This window comes from Rossellomorea aquimaris, from assembly GCF_003315075.1.
GTDB classification, from domain to species: Bacteria; Bacillota; Bacilli; order Bacillales; family Bacillaceae_B; genus Rossellomorea; species Rossellomorea aquimaris_C.
The window spans coordinates 410,094-425,594 of the sequence record NZ_QNRJ01000002.1 but is presented as its reverse complement, the minus strand read 5'-3'; the positions used below and the strand labels follow the sequence as shown (position 1 = coordinate 425,594).

The window sequence follows — 15,501 nt, the reverse complement described above, 5'->3', positions numbered from 1 at the left end:
GAAGCAACCAAAAACAAGATAAATTAAGGAGTCGATTTACATGGCACAAAAAACATTTACAGTTACAGCTGAAACAGGAATTCACGCTCGTCCGGCAACTCTATTGGTTCAAACGGCAAGCAAATTCGACAGCGATGTACATCTAGAATACAAAGAAAAGAAAGTAAACTTGAAATCAATCATGGGTGTTATGTCTTTAGGTGTTGGTAAAGGTGCAGAAATCACAATCATTACTGAAGGTAGCGACGAAGATGAAGCGTTAAACAGCTTACAGGAAACGTTGAACAAAGAAGGTTTAGCTGAGTAATGTCCAGTCTCTTAAAAGGAATTGCGGCATCAAATGGTATCGCCATAGCGAAAGCGTATCGCTTAGTTGAACCCGACCTAAGCTTTGAAAAGAAAAACGTAGACAATGCTGAACAGGAAGTATCACGCTTCCAGGAAGCCATTGCGACGTCAAAGTCAGAGCTTGAAGCGATCCGAGATAAAGCAAGAGTTGATTTAGGGGAAGACAAAGCTCAAATCTTTGAAGCGCATCTTCTTGTCCTAAGCGATCCAGAACTACTGACACCAATCGAAGACAAAGTTAAATCCGAAAATGTAAACGCTGAATTCGCCCTTAAAGAAACAGCGGATATGTTTGTATCCATGTTTGAATCCATGGACAATGAATACATGAAAGAACGCGCCGCGGATATCCGTGACGTGACGAAACGTGTCCTTTCACACCTCTTAGGCGTGCAGATTGCGAACCCAAGCATGGTGACAGAAGAAGTGATTGTGATCGCAGAGGATCTGACACCATCTGATACGGCACAATTAAACCGTGAATTTGTTAAAGGATTTACAACAGATATCGGTGGAAGAACATCCCACTCGGCCATTATGGCCCGTTCAATGGAGATCCCGGCTGTAGTGGGAACGAAATCCATTACTTCCTCTGTTGAAAATGGTGACATGATCATCGTTGACGGATTAAATGGACAAGTACATATTAATCCGACTCCGGAAGTGATCGAAGAGTATAAGAAAGAGCATGCCCGCTATGAAGAACAAAAAGCTGAATGGGCGAAGCTTGTCAATGAACCAACGGTATCCAAGGATGGGGAGCATGTTGAACTTGCTGCCAACATTGGGACACCTAAGGATCTTGAAGGGGTGAAGAATCACGGCGGAGAAGGTGTAGGTCTGTATCGTACAGAATTCTTATACATGGGTCGTGATGAATTACCGTCAGAAGACGAGCAATACGAAGCTTATAAGGCTGTATTAGAAGGTATGGAAGGAAAACCTGTAGTGGTTCGTACCCTTGACATCGGTGGAGATAAAGAGCTTCCTTACTTAAATCTTCCGAAAGAAATGAACCCATTCCTGGGGTATCGTGCGATCCGACTTTGTCTGGACGAACAGGACATCTTCCGTACTCAGCTTAGAGCGTTATTAAAGGCCAGTCCATTTGGAAATCTGAAAATCATGTTCCCGATGATTTCAAATCTTCAAGAGTTCAGAGAAGCGAAAGCCATCCTTGAAGAAGAGAAAGAAGCTCTTCTTACGAATGGTACAAATGTAGCTGATCATATTGAAGTGGGAATCATGGTGGAAATTCCATCCACAGCCGTAATGGCGGATGTTTTTGCCAAGGAAGTAGATTTCTTCTCTATCGGAACCAATGACCTGATTCAGTACACAATGGCTGCCGACCGCATGAATGAGCGGGTTTCCTACTTATACCAACCGTATAACCCTGCCATTTTACGTCTAGTCAAAATGGTGATTGATGCGGCTCATAAAGAAGGCAAGTGGGCAGGTATGTGTGGTGAAATGGCCGGAGATGAGATTGCTGTACCGATCTTACTTGGATTAGGTTTGGATGAGTTCTCAATGAGTGCGACGTCCATTTTGAAGGCACGTTCTCAGATCCGTCAGTTGAACCGTGCTGAAATGAAAGAACTGGCAGAGGAAGCACTACAATTAGACACCAATGATGCGGTTATTTCTGCAGTGAAAAAAGCGACATCAATGGAGTGAATTTTGGTTTAAAAGGTTGAAATGAGGGTAATATATCTGTGAAGAATAAGGCACACACCCTTTGGGCCTTTTCATTCTCATTTCCCCCTTTCTTGTGGATTGAAGGAACATATTGTTCCTTCAATCCCTTTTTCTATTTCAGGGAGTCCATCATTTTGTAAACGTGCTAGAACCTTGAACTTTTAAAAGGGTTTTTCCATTCCATTAAAACCCCATAGTCACATGATTCTTCATCTTTCAGGTACCCTTTAACCGCTTTTAATGGAGTGCGTCCTGTTTGCAGAAGAAACGTAATGACGGGATCCTTGGATTCTCCACTCGTTAATTTCTGAATATATTGCTCAATCGAAAAATCATCGGCCACTTTATGATAGGAAGGAATCCGACCGCCACCGAGTAAGCGATCCAACTGTAAATGCACCACAATTTCGAACATGGCATTCATCAAGACTTTTCCAAGCTTAAATCCTCTGTAATCAGGGTCGATACATAGGTCCACCACATACAATGTATTGCCATTCTCCTTGTGAGTCCGGATATATCCATCATCAGTTATGTCTTCCCACGTATGATGCGGCTCTAACGGATCAAAGTCGACAATTAGGCTTGTCATACTCCCCACTAATTTCCCGTCCACTTCCACACACATCGCCCCAAGAGGGAAATGAGACAAATGATGGGCGAGCTGGTCTTTATTCCACCATAATTCTGATGGGAAGGGAGGTGGGAATGCTCTTTTTTGAACGGAAATCAAGTCGTCGAAATCATGTTTGCCATAATTTCTGATAACGGCTTTATAAATTTGATCGTTTCTGAAAACATACTGTTCTTTCATATACATGTCAGAACCTCTCTTCTCAGAATTTACTTGTTTATTATACGTTATGAAAGCGCTTTTTTAAAGTGTTTTACTGAAATAACTTTTCTTCAAAAAAAATTTGAATTTTTTTCAGAAGGTCGGTTTATCATTCTGGAAAGCGGGTATTCTATAATTAAGCATGAAATTGGAGATTAATTTCTCACTAACACCCCCTTTTCCTTTTTTTGAATCAACTCAGTTAACTGGGTTGGTTCTTTTTTTTTGTTATTTTTATACCGGGAGTTGATTCGTATAGTGAAAAAGAAGAAAGCGAATAATAATCTTATGCTGATTCCATTGAAGGATCAGCATGATGAATAAATTCCATTGAAGGATCAGCATAATGAATAAAAGGGGTGTAAAAACAATGGCGAAACGTACAAAAAAGAATGATCCACAACAGAAGAACAAAAAAGGGTTCGATTCATCCAAGGTCAATGCGGAATTTGCCCATGAAATCGGAAGTGCGGCAACAAACAAAATACACAAAGACAAAGCCAAAAAAGAAAAAGCATCTAAAAATAACGGTGAATATAAAGGGTAACATGAAGAGGGACGGACCTTGCTACGCAAGGTCCGTCCCTCTTGTCAGGTTTGGATGAAGGAGTGGATACGGTCGAGTCCTTCTTTCAGCTGTTCCATGGAGCAGGCATAGGAGAGTCGGAAGTAACCTTCTCCGAGCTCTGAAAAGGCATCCCCGGGTACGACAGCCACCTTTTTCTCTTGGGCAAGTGCCAACGAGAAATCAAATGAACTCAAAAGAATCCGATCAGGTATTTTGACGAAAAAGTAGAAGGCTCCGTCAGGTTTGACGATTCCTTCAAATCCCATCCCAACTAATCGGTTGTATACATAGTCCCTTCGTTTTTTATATTCTTCCTTCATATCTACAGCATCATCTTTTCCGGCTGTAAGAGCTTCATAGGCAGCTTTCTGGGAGACGGAAGAAGCACAGGAGACATTGTACTGGTGAACCTTTAGGAGATGCTTAGCAATCGATTCTGGAGCGAATACCAGTCCGATCCTCCAACCGGTCATACTATGTGATTTAGATAAACCATTGACGACGATGGTTTGTTCTCTTAAATATTCGGCAATGGAATAATGCGAATCATCAAAGGTAAGCTCGCTATAAATTTCATCAGCCAACACAAAGATATTTCTATTCTTTAGCAAGGCGGCAATCTCTTTTAATTCTGCTTTTGACAGGCTTACCCCTGTTGGATTGGATGGATAAGGTAAAATAATACATTTTGTAGAAGGAGTTAAGCTACCTTCAATAAGAGAGGCATCCAACTTGAAATCATTTTGTGTGATATCAATATGTACGGGATTAGCACCGCAAAGTTTAATGATCGGTTCATAGCCTGGATACACGGGTCCTGGGATAAGGCAGTCATCTCCTTCGCATAATAGCGTGCGAAGGGTCACATCGATCCCCTGAGAAGCGCCGTTTGTGACTATGACCTCATTCACAGGGTTATAATGTACATTATATTTTTCTTTTACAAATGAAGCCGCAGCTTCTCGTAATTCGCGGAATCCTGCATTATGGGTATAGGTAGTGAAGTCATCATCAATGGCAGCCTTGCCCGCGTCCTTAACATGTTGTGGGGTAGGAAAATCCGGCTGACCGATTGTCAGGGAAATGATGTCGTCTATGTCTGCCACCATATTAAAAAACTTTCGTATACCCGATATCTGGATGTCCTTGACCCGAGGGTTAATATACTGTTCCAATGCGTACACCTACTTTAATAATTTGATTCATATTTTATCATTAATTCCAGCTTTTACGTAGTGATTTTGTTTGAATGGTGAGGAAAAAGGGAATGGATAAAAAATAAATAAATGTCAGTTAGGGAGAGCCATATGATTCGAACGAGTATTATTATGGAAAATGGGGAAATTGAACAGAATGTTCCCCTATCCAGAATCAAAGAAAAGGGGGTTAAATGGTATTGGGTGGATTTTTCAGAGCCGACCAGCAAGGATATTCGGTTACTTAAGCTGTATTTTCGATTCCATCCCCTTGCAATAGAGGATTGCCTGGACGATTTCAGTCAGCGGGCCAAGCTCGATTTTTATGATCAGTACATATTTGTCCTTTTGCATGCCATTAATCAGAAAACCCTGGATTCACACGAAGTGAATATGTTTGTGAACTCAAGTTTTATCGTTACCTTCCATAAACAGCCTGTAAGGGAATTAAATAGTGTATGGGAAAAAGTTCAGCAGGAAGGGGATCAGCTCAGTCCTTTTAAGGTCATGCATGGAATTGTTGACCGGTTAGTGGACGATTATTTTCCCCTTGTGTATGGGATTGAAGATCGCCTCAATAAAATTGAAGATAACACGAATGAAGATGCTGATAGTGATTTGATGGATGAATTATTCGATATTCGTCATGATATGTCAAAGTTAAGAAGAACCCTCGTTCCCATGAGGGATTTATTATATCGAATCAGCAATTCAGGCAGATTGAATGCATTCAAAGAAGAGCAGCTCTATTTTAATGATGTGTACGATCATTTAATTAAGCTTGTCGAGATGCTTGAATCGTATCGTGAATTTTCATCTGATATCCGGGATAATTATTTATCCATTAACTCGGATAAAATGAATAATATCATGATGACCTTAACCGTCATTACGACGATTTTTATGCCTCTTACGTTCATTGCGGGCCTGTATGGGATGAACTTTGTCTATATGCCTGAACTCGATGAGCGAAGCGGATACTTTATCGTTCTCGGGGTTATGGGTATCATCGCACTGATCATGTTTGGTTTCTTTATGAAAATCGGCTGGCTCAGGTTCAGCACGAAAAAACGGAGAAAACGAAGAAGACTCCTTCGATTAAAATAAGCAGGCTAAAAAGCACGACGGCCGGTTAGATGGAGTCCTGGCCACGATGGAGATAATTTTACGATGAAATTCCCGTAAACGGTAGATTTTTTTGAGAAAAAACGTTATATTGGTTGATGACAAAAGAAGAATAACTGGGATTATAGATAAGTCTCGAGAGGTTCTAGCACAACCCTCTATAAAAAACTAAGGAAAACGGCATCCTTAGGTGTCGTTATTTTTTGTTAATGACGGCTTTAAAGCCAATGTTATAGGGTATCACAGAATCTCTTTCTTCTTTTCATGGCAAAAGAGGCTGTAGAAAAGAAAGGAGAACCTTTTATGAACACAGAGAAAGCGTTAGTCGTATTCAGCGGAGGTCAAGATAGTACAACGTGTTTATTTTGGGCAAAGAAATCATTTAAAGAAGTAGAAGCGGTGACTTTTAACTATGGTCAGAGGCACGTTGCAGAGCTGGACTGTGCAAAAGAGATTGCAGAGGATCTGGAAGTCCCTCACCATGTATTAGATATGAGTTTATTAAATCAATTGGCACCAAGTGCTTTAACACGGGCAGATGCAGAAATTACTCACCAGGATGGTGAATTACCGTCTACATTCGTTCCCGGGAGAAATCTATTATTCCTGTCATTTGCGGGCATACTAGCGAAGCAAATTGGAGCGCGGCATATTGTAACAGGTGTATGTGAAACGGATTTCAGCGGCTATCCTGATTGCCGGGATATTTTTGTGAAATCCTTGAATGTTTCCCTCAATCTATCCATGGATGATCAGTTTGTGATTCATACTCCACTTATGTGGATCAATAAGGCACAAACGTGGGAAATGGCAGATGATTTAGGTGCTTTCCGTTATGTGCAGGAAAATACACTCACTTGCTATAATGGGATTAAAGGCAGCGGTTGCGGTGAGTGCCCTGCATGTGAGCTTAGACAAAAAGGGCTGGAAGAATATAAAAGGACAAAAAAGGGGGAGAGGGAAAATGATACAACAAATCTACCCGACTCCTGACCACACTTATGAATTTGAATTAAATAAAGATATGCATTTTGCAGCAGCCCATTATATTCCACATGTGGATGCAGGAAGCTGTCAGGAGATCCATGGTCATACGTACTTTGCCAATATTACGATTGGCGGGGATCAGCTTGATGATTCCGGGTTCCTTATTAATTTCCAACACATTAAAAAGCTGATTCATAAGCGCTTTGATCATAAGGTCATGAACGAAGATGAATTGTTTTCTGCAGAGAACAGCAATGTGTTCCCGACCACTGAAGTTGTAGCGAAAGTGATGTGGGAAATCATTCAGGCTCATTTAGATACACTGCCTCACCAACCTGAATGCCTTCAAGTATTTTTGAGAGAAACACCGACAAGTTACGTCATTTACAGACCAAAGGTGAGACAATCATGAAGAAAATCCCTGTTTTAGAAGTATTTGGTCCAACCATTCAGGGGGAAGGTATGGTAATAGGTCAAAAGACGATGTTTGTTCGAACTGCTGGATGTGATTATAGTTGTTCCTGGTGTGATTCAGCCTTTACGTGGGATGGATCTGCGAAAGAAGACATTCAGCTTATGACGGCTGAAGAAGTGTGGAACAGGCTGAAAGAAGTCGGTGGAAACAAGTTCTCTCATGTAACCATTTCCGGTGGTAATCCTGCTCTGTTGGCTCATTTGAAGGAGCTTATCGACCTTCTAAAGGAGAATGGCATAGCTTCCGCCTTAGAGACGCAAGGAAGCCGCTGGCAGGATTGGTTCTATGATATAGATGACCTGACACTTTCCCCAAAGCCTCCTAGTTCGAACATGGAGACTGATTTTGAGAAGCTGGATTTCATTGTTCAGCGTTTAATTGAAAACGGCTCACAATTCAGCTTAAAAGTTGTGGTGTTTGATGATGAAGATCTGGAATATGCCACAAAGATTCATAAACTCTATCCTGACGTTCCATTTTATATTCAGACAGGTAACCCTTCTGTTTCCGAAGGAGATACACCAAAGCTTGTGTCAAATCTATTATTGGATTATGAAGCTCTCATTGAAAAGGTTTGTGAGAAGGAAGAATTAAATCATGTGCGGGTGCTCCCGCAGCTGCATACTTTGGTATGGGGAAACAAGCGCGGAGTGTGATTGGAAAGCGATTGAAGGAAGGTCTTCAATCGCTTTTTTTTTTTTTTTTATTTTTGAGGGTTTTCACGGTGCTCTTGATGAATTCTCCTTTGTCCTTCGAAATAAGAAAGTTCATCTGGTTCATCTTTTCCATCAGCATTCTTCCCAAAAGCAATAATGGGAAGATTGTTTTGTGAGGGAAGGATGTGGTCACTAATTTCATCAAAATCAGGCAGGTTCCGGTTCTCTAAGTCCCTTCAATCGGTCATATATACACCTCCTCCCCTTAGTATGCATAGGGATTCATTTTCTATTACCACTTAGTTCAAGGTATGGAAAGTGAGGGTTGAAAAACGTCTCTGTCCCGGACGGGTCTTGCGACTTTTTTCATGATTACCTGTAAACATGTTCCTCGATTGTTCGATATAAGAAGAGTAAGGCAAATACTCATGTTTGTATGGAAGGACGAAATTAATTGAATCAATCAAACAGTATTCTTCTTGAAAGCGGGACCAATGAACTTGAGATTGTTGAATTTGAAGTTCATCACAATACATTTGGTATCAATGTAATTAAAGTGAAGGAGATCATTCAACCAACTCCTGTCATCCCTATTCCCCATTCTCATCCTCATGTGAAAGGACTCATTCAATTGAGGGGAGAGGTACTTCCAGTAATTGATATGGCAAGGGTACTGGGAGTGGAAGAGGTGGAAACATCCAATTCGAAATACATTGTCGCAGAGTTTAATCAACAGAAAGTCATTTTTCATGTACATAACGTTACTCAGATTCATCGCATTTCCTGGAATCAAATAGAGAAGCCTTCAGAAATGTATTCTGGTGTGCATTCCGGAATAATAGGGGTCATCAAGCGAAACGAATCAATGATATTGTTACTGGATTTTGAGAGTATCATGCTGAAAATCAATCCTGATACAGGGATCCGGGTGGAACAAGTGAAGAAGTTAGGACCAAGGGAGAGAAGGAATAAGAAGATTGTCGCTGCTGAGGATTCCCCTTTACTCCGCAAGCTTTTGAATGATACGTTGAGTGAAGCAGGATATGATGAAGTTGAGTTTTTTGAAAATGGATCCGATGCATTCAACTATCTGGAATCACTTGTTGAGGGAAATCATGACATTCAACAGTCAGTTCAGCTTGTCATTACAGATATTGAAATGCCGCAAATGGACGGACATCATTTGACCAAAAGAATCAAAAGTCATTCAAAGCTCAATAAACTCCCAGTCATCATTTTTTCTTCACTGATTACAAATGATTTAAAACATAAAGGTGAAATGGTCGGAGCAGAAGATCAAATCAGTAAACCCGAGATTGCAGATCTGATTTTAAAAATTGATCAACATATATTGTAGAGTCAATTGAGATTGAAGATAATCATAAAGGGTTCAGACATTTGTCTGAACCCTTTATGACATATATGCGTTAATCTGCTAAAATCTTTGAGTATTAAAAGAAGCTATCGCCCAACTTTTTAAAAACAGGTTTTTGATAACTACTCTTCCCGTGCTTAGGTGGCTGTTCATTACGATCAGACATCCCTGTATAATGTTCTAAAATCCCTTTAGCCTGCTGAAGTCCCATTTTACATTTAGGATTCCTTAACGATTGATCAAGTGAACCCAGGTGAGGCAGTTCCTTGAAATCTTTCTTTGTTGGAGGGATATGAAAGGTATACTCTCCGCAATCAATCAATACGTCAGATTGTTGTTGACTATTCTTTGGGTTGTTGGAGAAGTGAAGTCCAACTTTCTTCGCCTTACCTTCGCGGATCATTTTCATTAGGGCTCGTTTTTTTAATGAATATAAGTATTTTGGGTTACCTGCTGTTTTCGCATGACGATTTACAGTGAAAATAGCTTGAGAGAGGGTGATTACGGATGTGGAAGAAGGGGTAGATTTACTAGTATTCCTCAAGTTATTGGCTCCTTTCCATTGTATTAATCTTCATTATACCTCCTTTTTAAGGGATTGGAAAGGTACGGTGGGGAGTTTCTTGTTGAAAGTTAGTAATATTTTGACAGGTCCATTTCTATAATTGGAGGAATTATAGCGTTACCTTAAGACGATAAGACGGTTACCCAGACCTTGAAGTGAATGCTGTAGAGGGTAAATATCATAAAGGCTCTACCTAAAGAATGTAACACATACATTTTCAGGTGAGCCTTATGTTTATCTTTGGGGGTATATATTAATATTCTCTGTAAAGTTGTACGGTGAAGATTGGAAATTATTACCTCCGTAGGGTTGCTGGTAAGGAGGGTAAGGATACCCCCCGTAAGGCGGATAAGGTGGATAGCATGCAGGACCGTAGCAAGGTCTGTTGAAAAGGAACGGGCTAATGGCCAACCCGGCTAATCCTCCTACTAAAAACGGTAATCCAAAGAAAGGGAAGAAGCGCTGATCTCCTCCTCTATACTGTGGATAACGGTGATATGGGTAATATGCGTGTTGATACATATACAATAAACCTCCTCTCTCTATTCACATTAGTGTATGGTTCATATCCTAGCTGCGCGCCTGTCTCACCTATAATGGGCAGACGAATGGAGTAGAATGTAGGTATAAAGTAATGTAAGTGAAAGAAAATAACGAATATTCTTATAAGAATGTAGGAAATTCCTGGATTAACTAGTAAAATGTAATTAGGATGCATTATATAGAAAATGACAGAAGGCTAAAAGGATGACGAAGCCATGAAATGGACTACTATTATAGACACCAACGGTCAAGATCAACGGGTCCTTGACACTGTATTGAAAGAACTTATTTTGGATCATATACATGATATGATTTTCATTATGAAGGTTGAAGAGGGACCTTCTTTCAGGTACCTATACATAAATGAATCAGCCAAAAGATACACATCCATTCAGCATGGGGATATGGGGCGCCTTTTGGAAGAAGTGGTTTCATTCGAGATGGCCACGGACTTACAGGAGAAATACACCCAACTTGTTCAAAATGGTGAGAGCGTTACCTATCAGGATACTTTTTTTCATACGAATGGAAGTCAGGTTGTGAACGAATCGATACTGACACCCATCAAGGATGGATATGGAAGGGTAGAGTACGTTGTTTCCATTACGAGAGATGTAACTTCATCCATTCTGGAGAAGAAGAAATTAATGAAAGCGAAAGAACGATACAAATCCATCATCGAGCATAATCTGGATGCCATATTCATTCTGGACGGTCAAGGTATCATCAAGGAATCTAACGGAGCAGGCTGCTCATTAACAGGTTATTCAAAAGAAAACTTGGTAAATATGAATATCTATGATTTATTTCACTCTCAAAATGAGAAACTCTTGACAGAATCACTAATGCAAACACTAATGGGAACTCCTTCAACGATTGATTATAGTCTTCTTCTTAACGAAGCCGGAGAGGAGAAAATAACTCAACTGAAATTGGTTCCCATCGTCGTAAAAGAAAAGTGTGACGGCTGTTATATTATCGTGAAGGATATAACCAAGCATCATGAACAGAATGAGATGATCCATTACATGGCTCTGCATGATCAATTAACGGGTCTATGGAACAGGAAAGCACTGGATGATCATGTCCCTATAATCATTCATAATATGGAAGAAAGAGGGATAGAACTCTCCCTTTTATACCTGGATCTAGATCGGTTTAAATTTGTAAATGATACCCTTGGTTTAAAGGGAGGGGACCGGTTCCTCAAAAAAATCACAGAGCGTTTGGTAACCCTTACGAATGAAGAATGTTTATTATACAGACAAGGAGGGGATGAATTTATTTTTCTGTTGAAGAATAGCGGTTTTGAAGATACCAAGACGAAAGCGAAGGAAATCTTGGCCCTTTTCATAGACCCTTTCACTATAGATGAGCAGGAATTTTACATCTCTCCTTCGGTTGGAATCAGCCGTTATCCTGCAGATGGATATGATTCTAACTCACTCATTCAAAAAGCGGCTCAGGCACTCTTTGAAGTAAAAGAAAAAGGAAGAGCCCATTATCGATTTTACCAAACGCATATGAAATCAAGTTTTCCGAATTATATCATCATGGAAGCTCATCTGAGAAGAGCCATAGAGAAGGGCGAGCTATACGTCCACTATCAGCCACAGGTGAACTTAGCGACAGGTACCATTGATAGCTTCGAAGCGTTAGTCCGCTGGAACAACCGTAAATTCGGGTTTGTATCCCCTGCACAGTTCATTCCGTTGGCAGAAGAAACAGGCTTGATTCATCAAATTGGCGAATGGGTACTGGAGCAGGTGTGTATACAGCTTCAAAAGTGGCGAAACAAAGGATATAAGACGGTGCGTGTGGCCATCAATATATCTCCCAAACAATTTCTTCAGGAGCAATTAGTAGATACCATTGATTTCTATTTATCAACGTATAATCTTCCCGCTTCTTGCATAGAAATTGAAATTACGGAGGGAGCCATGCAAGATACGCAACAAACATTAAAAATGCTGAGAAAGCTTAAAGAGCTTGGTGTGTACATTTCTGTGGATGATTTTGGAACAGGATATTCCTCTCTTCATTATCTGAAACGATTCCCCATTGACATACTGAAAATCGATCAATCGTTTGTGAAAGAGATTGGTTTGAATCAGAAGGATTCTGCCATAACGACTACCATCATCCATCTTGCACATAGCCTGGGTCTTGAAGTGATTGCTGAAGGTGTGGAAAGAGAGGGACAAGTTGACTTTCTTAAACAGGCGAACTGCCAAAAAGCTCAAGGCTATTTCTTTAGTAAACCGATCTGCCCGAAGGAGATCGAGCAGCAGCAATTTGTTCTAATGTAACGTTCTTGCCCCACTAATTGAGGCAGCCATGATGATACGTTTTATTTTCATTCTTTTTCCCATACGACTGGCAATAGCGATGAAATGTTTGACAGAGTAGTTCCTATGACTTATTTTAAAGTGAGGAGAGTAAAAGATTCATAGACAGGCATAAAAGGATCGAAATCTGTGTGAATCAGAGTTCCGAATGCTTTATAAAGGAGAGGGATTATGAAAAAGACAAAACGTATGGAAATCCTATTTCTCCCTACCGAAAGAGGAACGATTAAAGCATATATTTATGGCTTTAAAACTCCTCGATCTTTAGGTCGGGTAGTCGTTTCATATAATGATGTTTCTGTTGAGGCAAAAGGATATAGAAGAAACAAAACCATTATTAAGGCGTTGGCACAATTACACAATACCATTGTTAACAATCCGGATAGCTGATTTTTTAGACTGATTTTTAAGAAGAAGATATTTTCTTAAAAATCAGTCTTTTTTATATTTAAATTGGTTGCAACACATCACTATATGATAAAATTGTGAGTGAACATTCATTCATAAATAAGGGGGAGTTACATATGGGAGAGCAACAAGTTGTAATTGTAACAGGCGGTTCGAATGGAATGGGGAAATATATGGCGAAGCACTTTGTAGAGTCTGGCGCAAGCGTCGTCGTAACAGGGAGAAATGAAGAGCGACTACAATCGGTGAAAGATGAGTTTTCGTCTCTTGATGGAAAGATTGAAGTATTCCAGATGGATGTCAGGGAACAGGAACACGTAAAGGCCATGGTTGAATTTACGGCTGAGAAGTTCGGCAAAATAGATGTACTCATTAACAATGCAGCCGGTAATTTTATTTGTCCTGCTGAAAAGCTTACACCTAATGGCTGGAAATCTGTTATTGATATCGTTCTGAATGGAACGTTCCTGTGCTCACATGCCGTAGGGAATTATTGGATCGAGAACAATCAAAAGGGGTCCATCATTAATATGGTTGCCACTTATGCTTGGAATGCAGGTGCAGGGGTGGCTCATTCAGCGGCTGCCAAAGCTGGAGTCCTATCGTTAACCCGCACTCTAGCCGTCGAGTGGGGCCATAAGTATGGTATTCGTACAAATGCCATTGCACCAGGACCGATTGAAAGAACCGGCGGGGCCGAGAAGCTTTGGATTTCTGAAGAGGCGGCGAAAAGGACGATTGATAGCGTCCCGTTAAAACGATTAGGAACACCGGAAGAGATCGCGGGCCTTGCTTACTTTATTGCGTCAGATCAGGCGGCGTATATAAACGGAGAATGCATCACAATGGACGGGGGCCAATGGCTGAATCAATTTCCGTTCTAATATAAGGGTGAACTAAGGATTAAAAGCTTTCCCCCCTTTGTCTGGACGACAGGGCAGGGGAAAGCTTTTTTGTTTATGTCTTTTCGATTCCACTTTATAGTTGTGTTATAATTATGCAAAAAAACATGAGTAATGGTGGGGGAGTGCGCATGGACGCATTAGAGGTGTTAACCAATATAGAAAAAGTGATTCCGTACTTTCAACCGATTTTCAGTGCGGATGAACATAAAATCATCGGCTACGAGGTATTAGGGAGAATAGGGGTGGATGAAGGAACGATCGAGAGTCTTGGTCCATTTTTTGGAGATGAAGAGATACCGGATGAATATAAAGTGGAAGTGGACGAACGAATAACCAGACTGGCTTTAAGTAAGTTTTTAGATGAGGAACAAGAGGGATATATCTTCTTAAACCGTGATGCAAGGCTATTGATGCTTGACCACGGTGAATCTTTTCTGGAGCTCCTTCAAGAGTACGAAAAAAAGGGTTTGAATTTGAACCGCACGGTCATTGAGCTGTCTGAAAAGACGTTTATTGGGGACTTTGATCAGCTGGTTCATTTGCTTCTGTATTACAAAACATATGGAATTAAGATTGCCATTGATAACGTGGGCGGAAACAGCGGTCAGTTAGATCGGCTATCTCAATTCTCACCTGATATATTGAAGGTGGATTTATACCAACTGAGAAATGATGCCGGGAATAAGGTCTATAAAGATATATTGTACAGTTTGTCAATGCTTGCGAGAAAGATTGGGGCGTCCCTCTTATTTGAGAATATCGAAATCAACTTTCAACTGCAGTTTGCCTGGTTGAACGGTGGTCGTTATTATCAAGGATATTATCTGCAGCACCCGTCAGACTCATTTTTGGAGCCGGATATCCTTAAAGAAAAATTGAAGGAAAAATGTCAGGACTATATTCGATATGAGAAAAAGCATCTTGAAGCAGGGTATGAATTCGCAGACGTCCTACATAAAGAAATCAGTCAAAAGCTGATGATGATAAAAAAACAAAGCACCGAGTTCGATGACATACTCTTTGACTTGGGGAAGTATTTTACAGACAAATGCTTCCGGCTATACATTTGTGATGAAAATGGCTTCCAAGTGACTAGTAACGTAGTAAAAGCTGATCAGAAGTGGCTGATAGAACCAGGGTACAAAGGAAAGAACTGGAGCTGGCGCCCGTACTTTCTGGAAAATATCATTCGTATGAGGATCAATAAGAAAGGTCTATTATCGGACATCTATAGCGATATTGATTCAGGAGAATCCATCCGGACATATTCCTTCCCATTTGGCAACGGCTTGTATTTATTTATGGATCTTTCGTATGAATTTTTATTTGAGGAGGATGGTTTGATCTTTTAAATCCTTGTCGCCTCTGACCAAAGCCCTTCCGCTTTTCTTGATGTCCAGCTACAGGGCTTAGAGGCTCGAGGTCATAAGATGAGCATACCAAAAAGGCAAAGAGCGCCTTTCCGG

At 40.5% G+C, this 15,501-nt stretch carries 15 protein-coding genes and 1 riboswitch; of the genes, 12 read left to right on the top strand and 3 right to left on the bottom strand.

Annotated elements, in window-relative coordinates; all coding sequences use genetic code 11:
* Window positions 1-40: 40 nt before the first annotated feature.
* Both DET59_RS04560 and ptsP read left to right on the top strand, forming a co-directional pair.
* Window positions 41-307, top strand: a complete 267-nt coding sequence (locus tag DET59_RS04560) for a phosphocarrier protein HPr (protein ID WP_098440935.1) — start codon at window positions 41-43, stop codon at window positions 305-307.
* Window positions 307-2,028, top strand: coding sequence for a phosphoenolpyruvate--protein phosphotransferase (gene ptsP / locus DET59_RS04555; protein WP_113968414.1), 1,722 nt, complete (start codon window positions 307-309; stop codon window positions 2,026-2,028). The genes DET59_RS04560 and ptsP overlap by 1 nt, the downstream gene beginning before the upstream one ends.
* Before the next feature lie 166 nt (window positions 2,029-2,194).
* Here the strand turns inward: ptsP and DET59_RS04550 are convergent, their stop codons facing one another.
* Window positions 2,195-2,869, bottom strand: a complete 675-nt coding sequence (locus DET59_RS04550) for a GNAT family N-acetyltransferase (protein ID WP_113968413.1) — start codon at window positions 2,867-2,869, stop codon at window positions 2,195-2,197.
* A 385-nt stretch (window positions 2,870-3,254) separates the two neighbouring features.
* On the opposite strand from DET59_RS04550, the gene DET59_RS21515 reads away from it, so the two are divergent.
* Complete coding sequence (locus tag DET59_RS21515; RefSeq protein ID WP_181778046.1) at window positions 3,255-3,431, top strand: hypothetical protein; 177 nt, start codon at window positions 3,255-3,257, stop codon at window positions 3,429-3,431.
* Between the two features lie 44 nt (window positions 3,432-3,475).
* Here the strand turns inward: DET59_RS21515 and DET59_RS04545 are convergent, their stop codons facing one another.
* On the bottom strand, window positions 3,476-4,627 hold the full coding sequence (locus tag DET59_RS04545; protein WP_113968412.1) for an aminotransferase A: 1,152 nt from the start codon (window positions 4,625-4,627) through the stop codon (window positions 3,476-3,478).
* Window positions 4,628-4,759: 132 nt separating this feature from the next.
* On the opposite strand from DET59_RS04545, the gene corA reads away from it, so the two are divergent.
* From corA to DET59_RS04520, 5 genes are all read left to right on the top strand, one after another.
* Window positions 4,760-5,755 (top strand): magnesium/cobalt transporter CorA, encoded by a 996-nt coding sequence (corA, locus tag DET59_RS04540; RefSeq protein WP_113968411.1) that lies wholly within the window; start codon window positions 4,760-4,762, stop codon window positions 5,753-5,755.
* A gap of 151 nt (window positions 5,756-5,906) precedes the next feature.
* A riboswitch (PreQ1 riboswitch) is annotated at window positions 5,907-5,951 on the top strand.
* A gap of 125 nt (window positions 5,952-6,076) precedes the next feature.
* Window positions 6,077-6,766, top strand: coding sequence for a 7-cyano-7-deazaguanine synthase QueC (gene queC / locus DET59_RS04535; RefSeq protein ID WP_113968410.1), 690 nt, complete (start codon window positions 6,077-6,079; stop codon window positions 6,764-6,766).
* On the top strand, window positions 6,738-7,172 hold the full coding sequence (locus DET59_RS04530) for a 6-pyruvoyl trahydropterin synthase family protein (protein WP_113968409.1): 435 nt from the start codon (window positions 6,738-6,740) through the stop codon (window positions 7,170-7,172). The genes queC and DET59_RS04530 overlap by 29 nt, the downstream gene beginning before the upstream one ends.
* Window positions 7,166-7,891, top strand: coding sequence for a 7-carboxy-7-deazaguanine synthase QueE (gene queE, locus DET59_RS04525; protein WP_258549571.1), 726 nt, complete (start codon window positions 7,166-7,168; stop codon window positions 7,889-7,891). The genes DET59_RS04530 and queE overlap by 7 nt, the downstream gene beginning before the upstream one ends.
* Before the next feature lie 454 nt (window positions 7,892-8,345).
* Window positions 8,346-9,248 (top strand): chemotaxis protein, encoded by a 903-nt coding sequence (locus tag DET59_RS04520; RefSeq protein WP_113968407.1) that lies wholly within the window; start codon window positions 8,346-8,348, stop codon window positions 9,246-9,248.
* Between the two features lie 94 nt (window positions 9,249-9,342).
* Here the strand turns inward: DET59_RS04520 and DET59_RS04515 are convergent, their stop codons facing one another.
* Entirely contained in the window at window positions 9,343-9,810 is a 468-nt protein-coding gene (locus tag DET59_RS04515) for a YkyB family protein (protein WP_113968406.1), read from the bottom strand.
* Window positions 9,811-10,589: 779 nt separating this feature from the next.
* On the opposite strand from DET59_RS04515, the gene DET59_RS04505 reads away from it, so the two are divergent.
* The 4 genes from DET59_RS04505 (at window position 10,590) to DET59_RS04490 (ending at window position 15,387) form a co-directional block, all read left to right on the top strand.
* On the top strand, window positions 10,590-12,683 hold the full coding sequence (locus tag DET59_RS04505; RefSeq protein ID WP_113968405.1) for a sensor domain-containing protein: 2,094 nt from the start codon (window positions 10,590-10,592) through the stop codon (window positions 12,681-12,683).
* A gap of 210 nt (window positions 12,684-12,893) precedes the next feature.
* Window positions 12,894-13,112 carry a hypothetical protein gene (locus DET59_RS04500; RefSeq protein ID WP_113968404.1) on the top strand — a complete coding sequence of 73 codons (219 nt, stop codon included), beginning with the start codon at window positions 12,894-12,896 and terminating at the stop codon, window positions 13,110-13,112.
* Between the two features lie 134 nt (window positions 13,113-13,246).
* Window positions 13,247-14,014: a 2,4-dienoyl-CoA reductase gene (gene fadH, locus DET59_RS04495; RefSeq protein WP_113968403.1), complete on the top strand. Its 768-nt coding sequence runs from the start codon at window positions 13,247-13,249 to the stop codon at window positions 14,012-14,014.
* 149 nt (window positions 14,015-14,163) lie between these two features.
* Window positions 14,164-15,387, top strand: coding sequence for an EAL domain-containing protein (locus tag DET59_RS04490; protein WP_113968402.1), 1,224 nt, complete (start codon window positions 14,164-14,166; stop codon window positions 15,385-15,387).
* Window positions 15,388-15,501: the final 114 nt, after the last annotated feature.

Coding starts and splice junctions, on each gene's coding strand:
- fadH (WP_113968403.1), top strand. CDS start 13,247: ATGGGAGAGCAACAAGTTGTAATTGTAACAGGCGGTTCGAATGGAATG.
- DET59_RS21515 (WP_181778046.1), top strand. CDS start 3,255: ATGGCGAAACGTACAAAAAAGAATGATCCACAACAGAAGAACAAAAAA.
- ptsP (WP_113968414.1), top strand. CDS start 307: ATGTCCAGTCTCTTAAAAGGAATTGCGGCATCAAATGGTATCGCCATA.
- DET59_RS04490 (WP_113968402.1), top strand. CDS start 14,164: ATGGACGCATTAGAGGTGTTAACCAATATAGAAAAAGTGATTCCGTAC.
- DET59_RS04530 (WP_113968409.1), top strand. CDS start 6,738: ATGATACAACAAATCTACCCGACTCCTGACCACACTTATGAATTTGAA.
- DET59_RS04505 (WP_113968405.1), top strand. CDS start 10,590: ATGAAATGGACTACTATTATAGACACCAACGGTCAAGATCAACGGGTC.
- DET59_RS04500 (WP_113968404.1), top strand. CDS start 12,894: ATGAAAAAGACAAAACGTATGGAAATCCTATTTCTCCCTACCGAAAGA.
- DET59_RS04560 (WP_098440935.1), top strand. CDS start 41: ATGGCACAAAAAACATTTACAGTTACAGCTGAAACAGGAATTCACGCT.
- corA (WP_113968411.1), top strand. CDS start 4,760: ATGATTCGAACGAGTATTATTATGGAAAATGGGGAAATTGAACAGAAT.
- DET59_RS04550 (WP_113968413.1), bottom strand. CDS start 2,869: ATGTATATGAAAGAACAGTATGTTTTCAGAAACGATCAAATTTATAAA.
- queC (WP_113968410.1), top strand. CDS start 6,077: ATGAACACAGAGAAAGCGTTAGTCGTATTCAGCGGAGGTCAAGATAGT.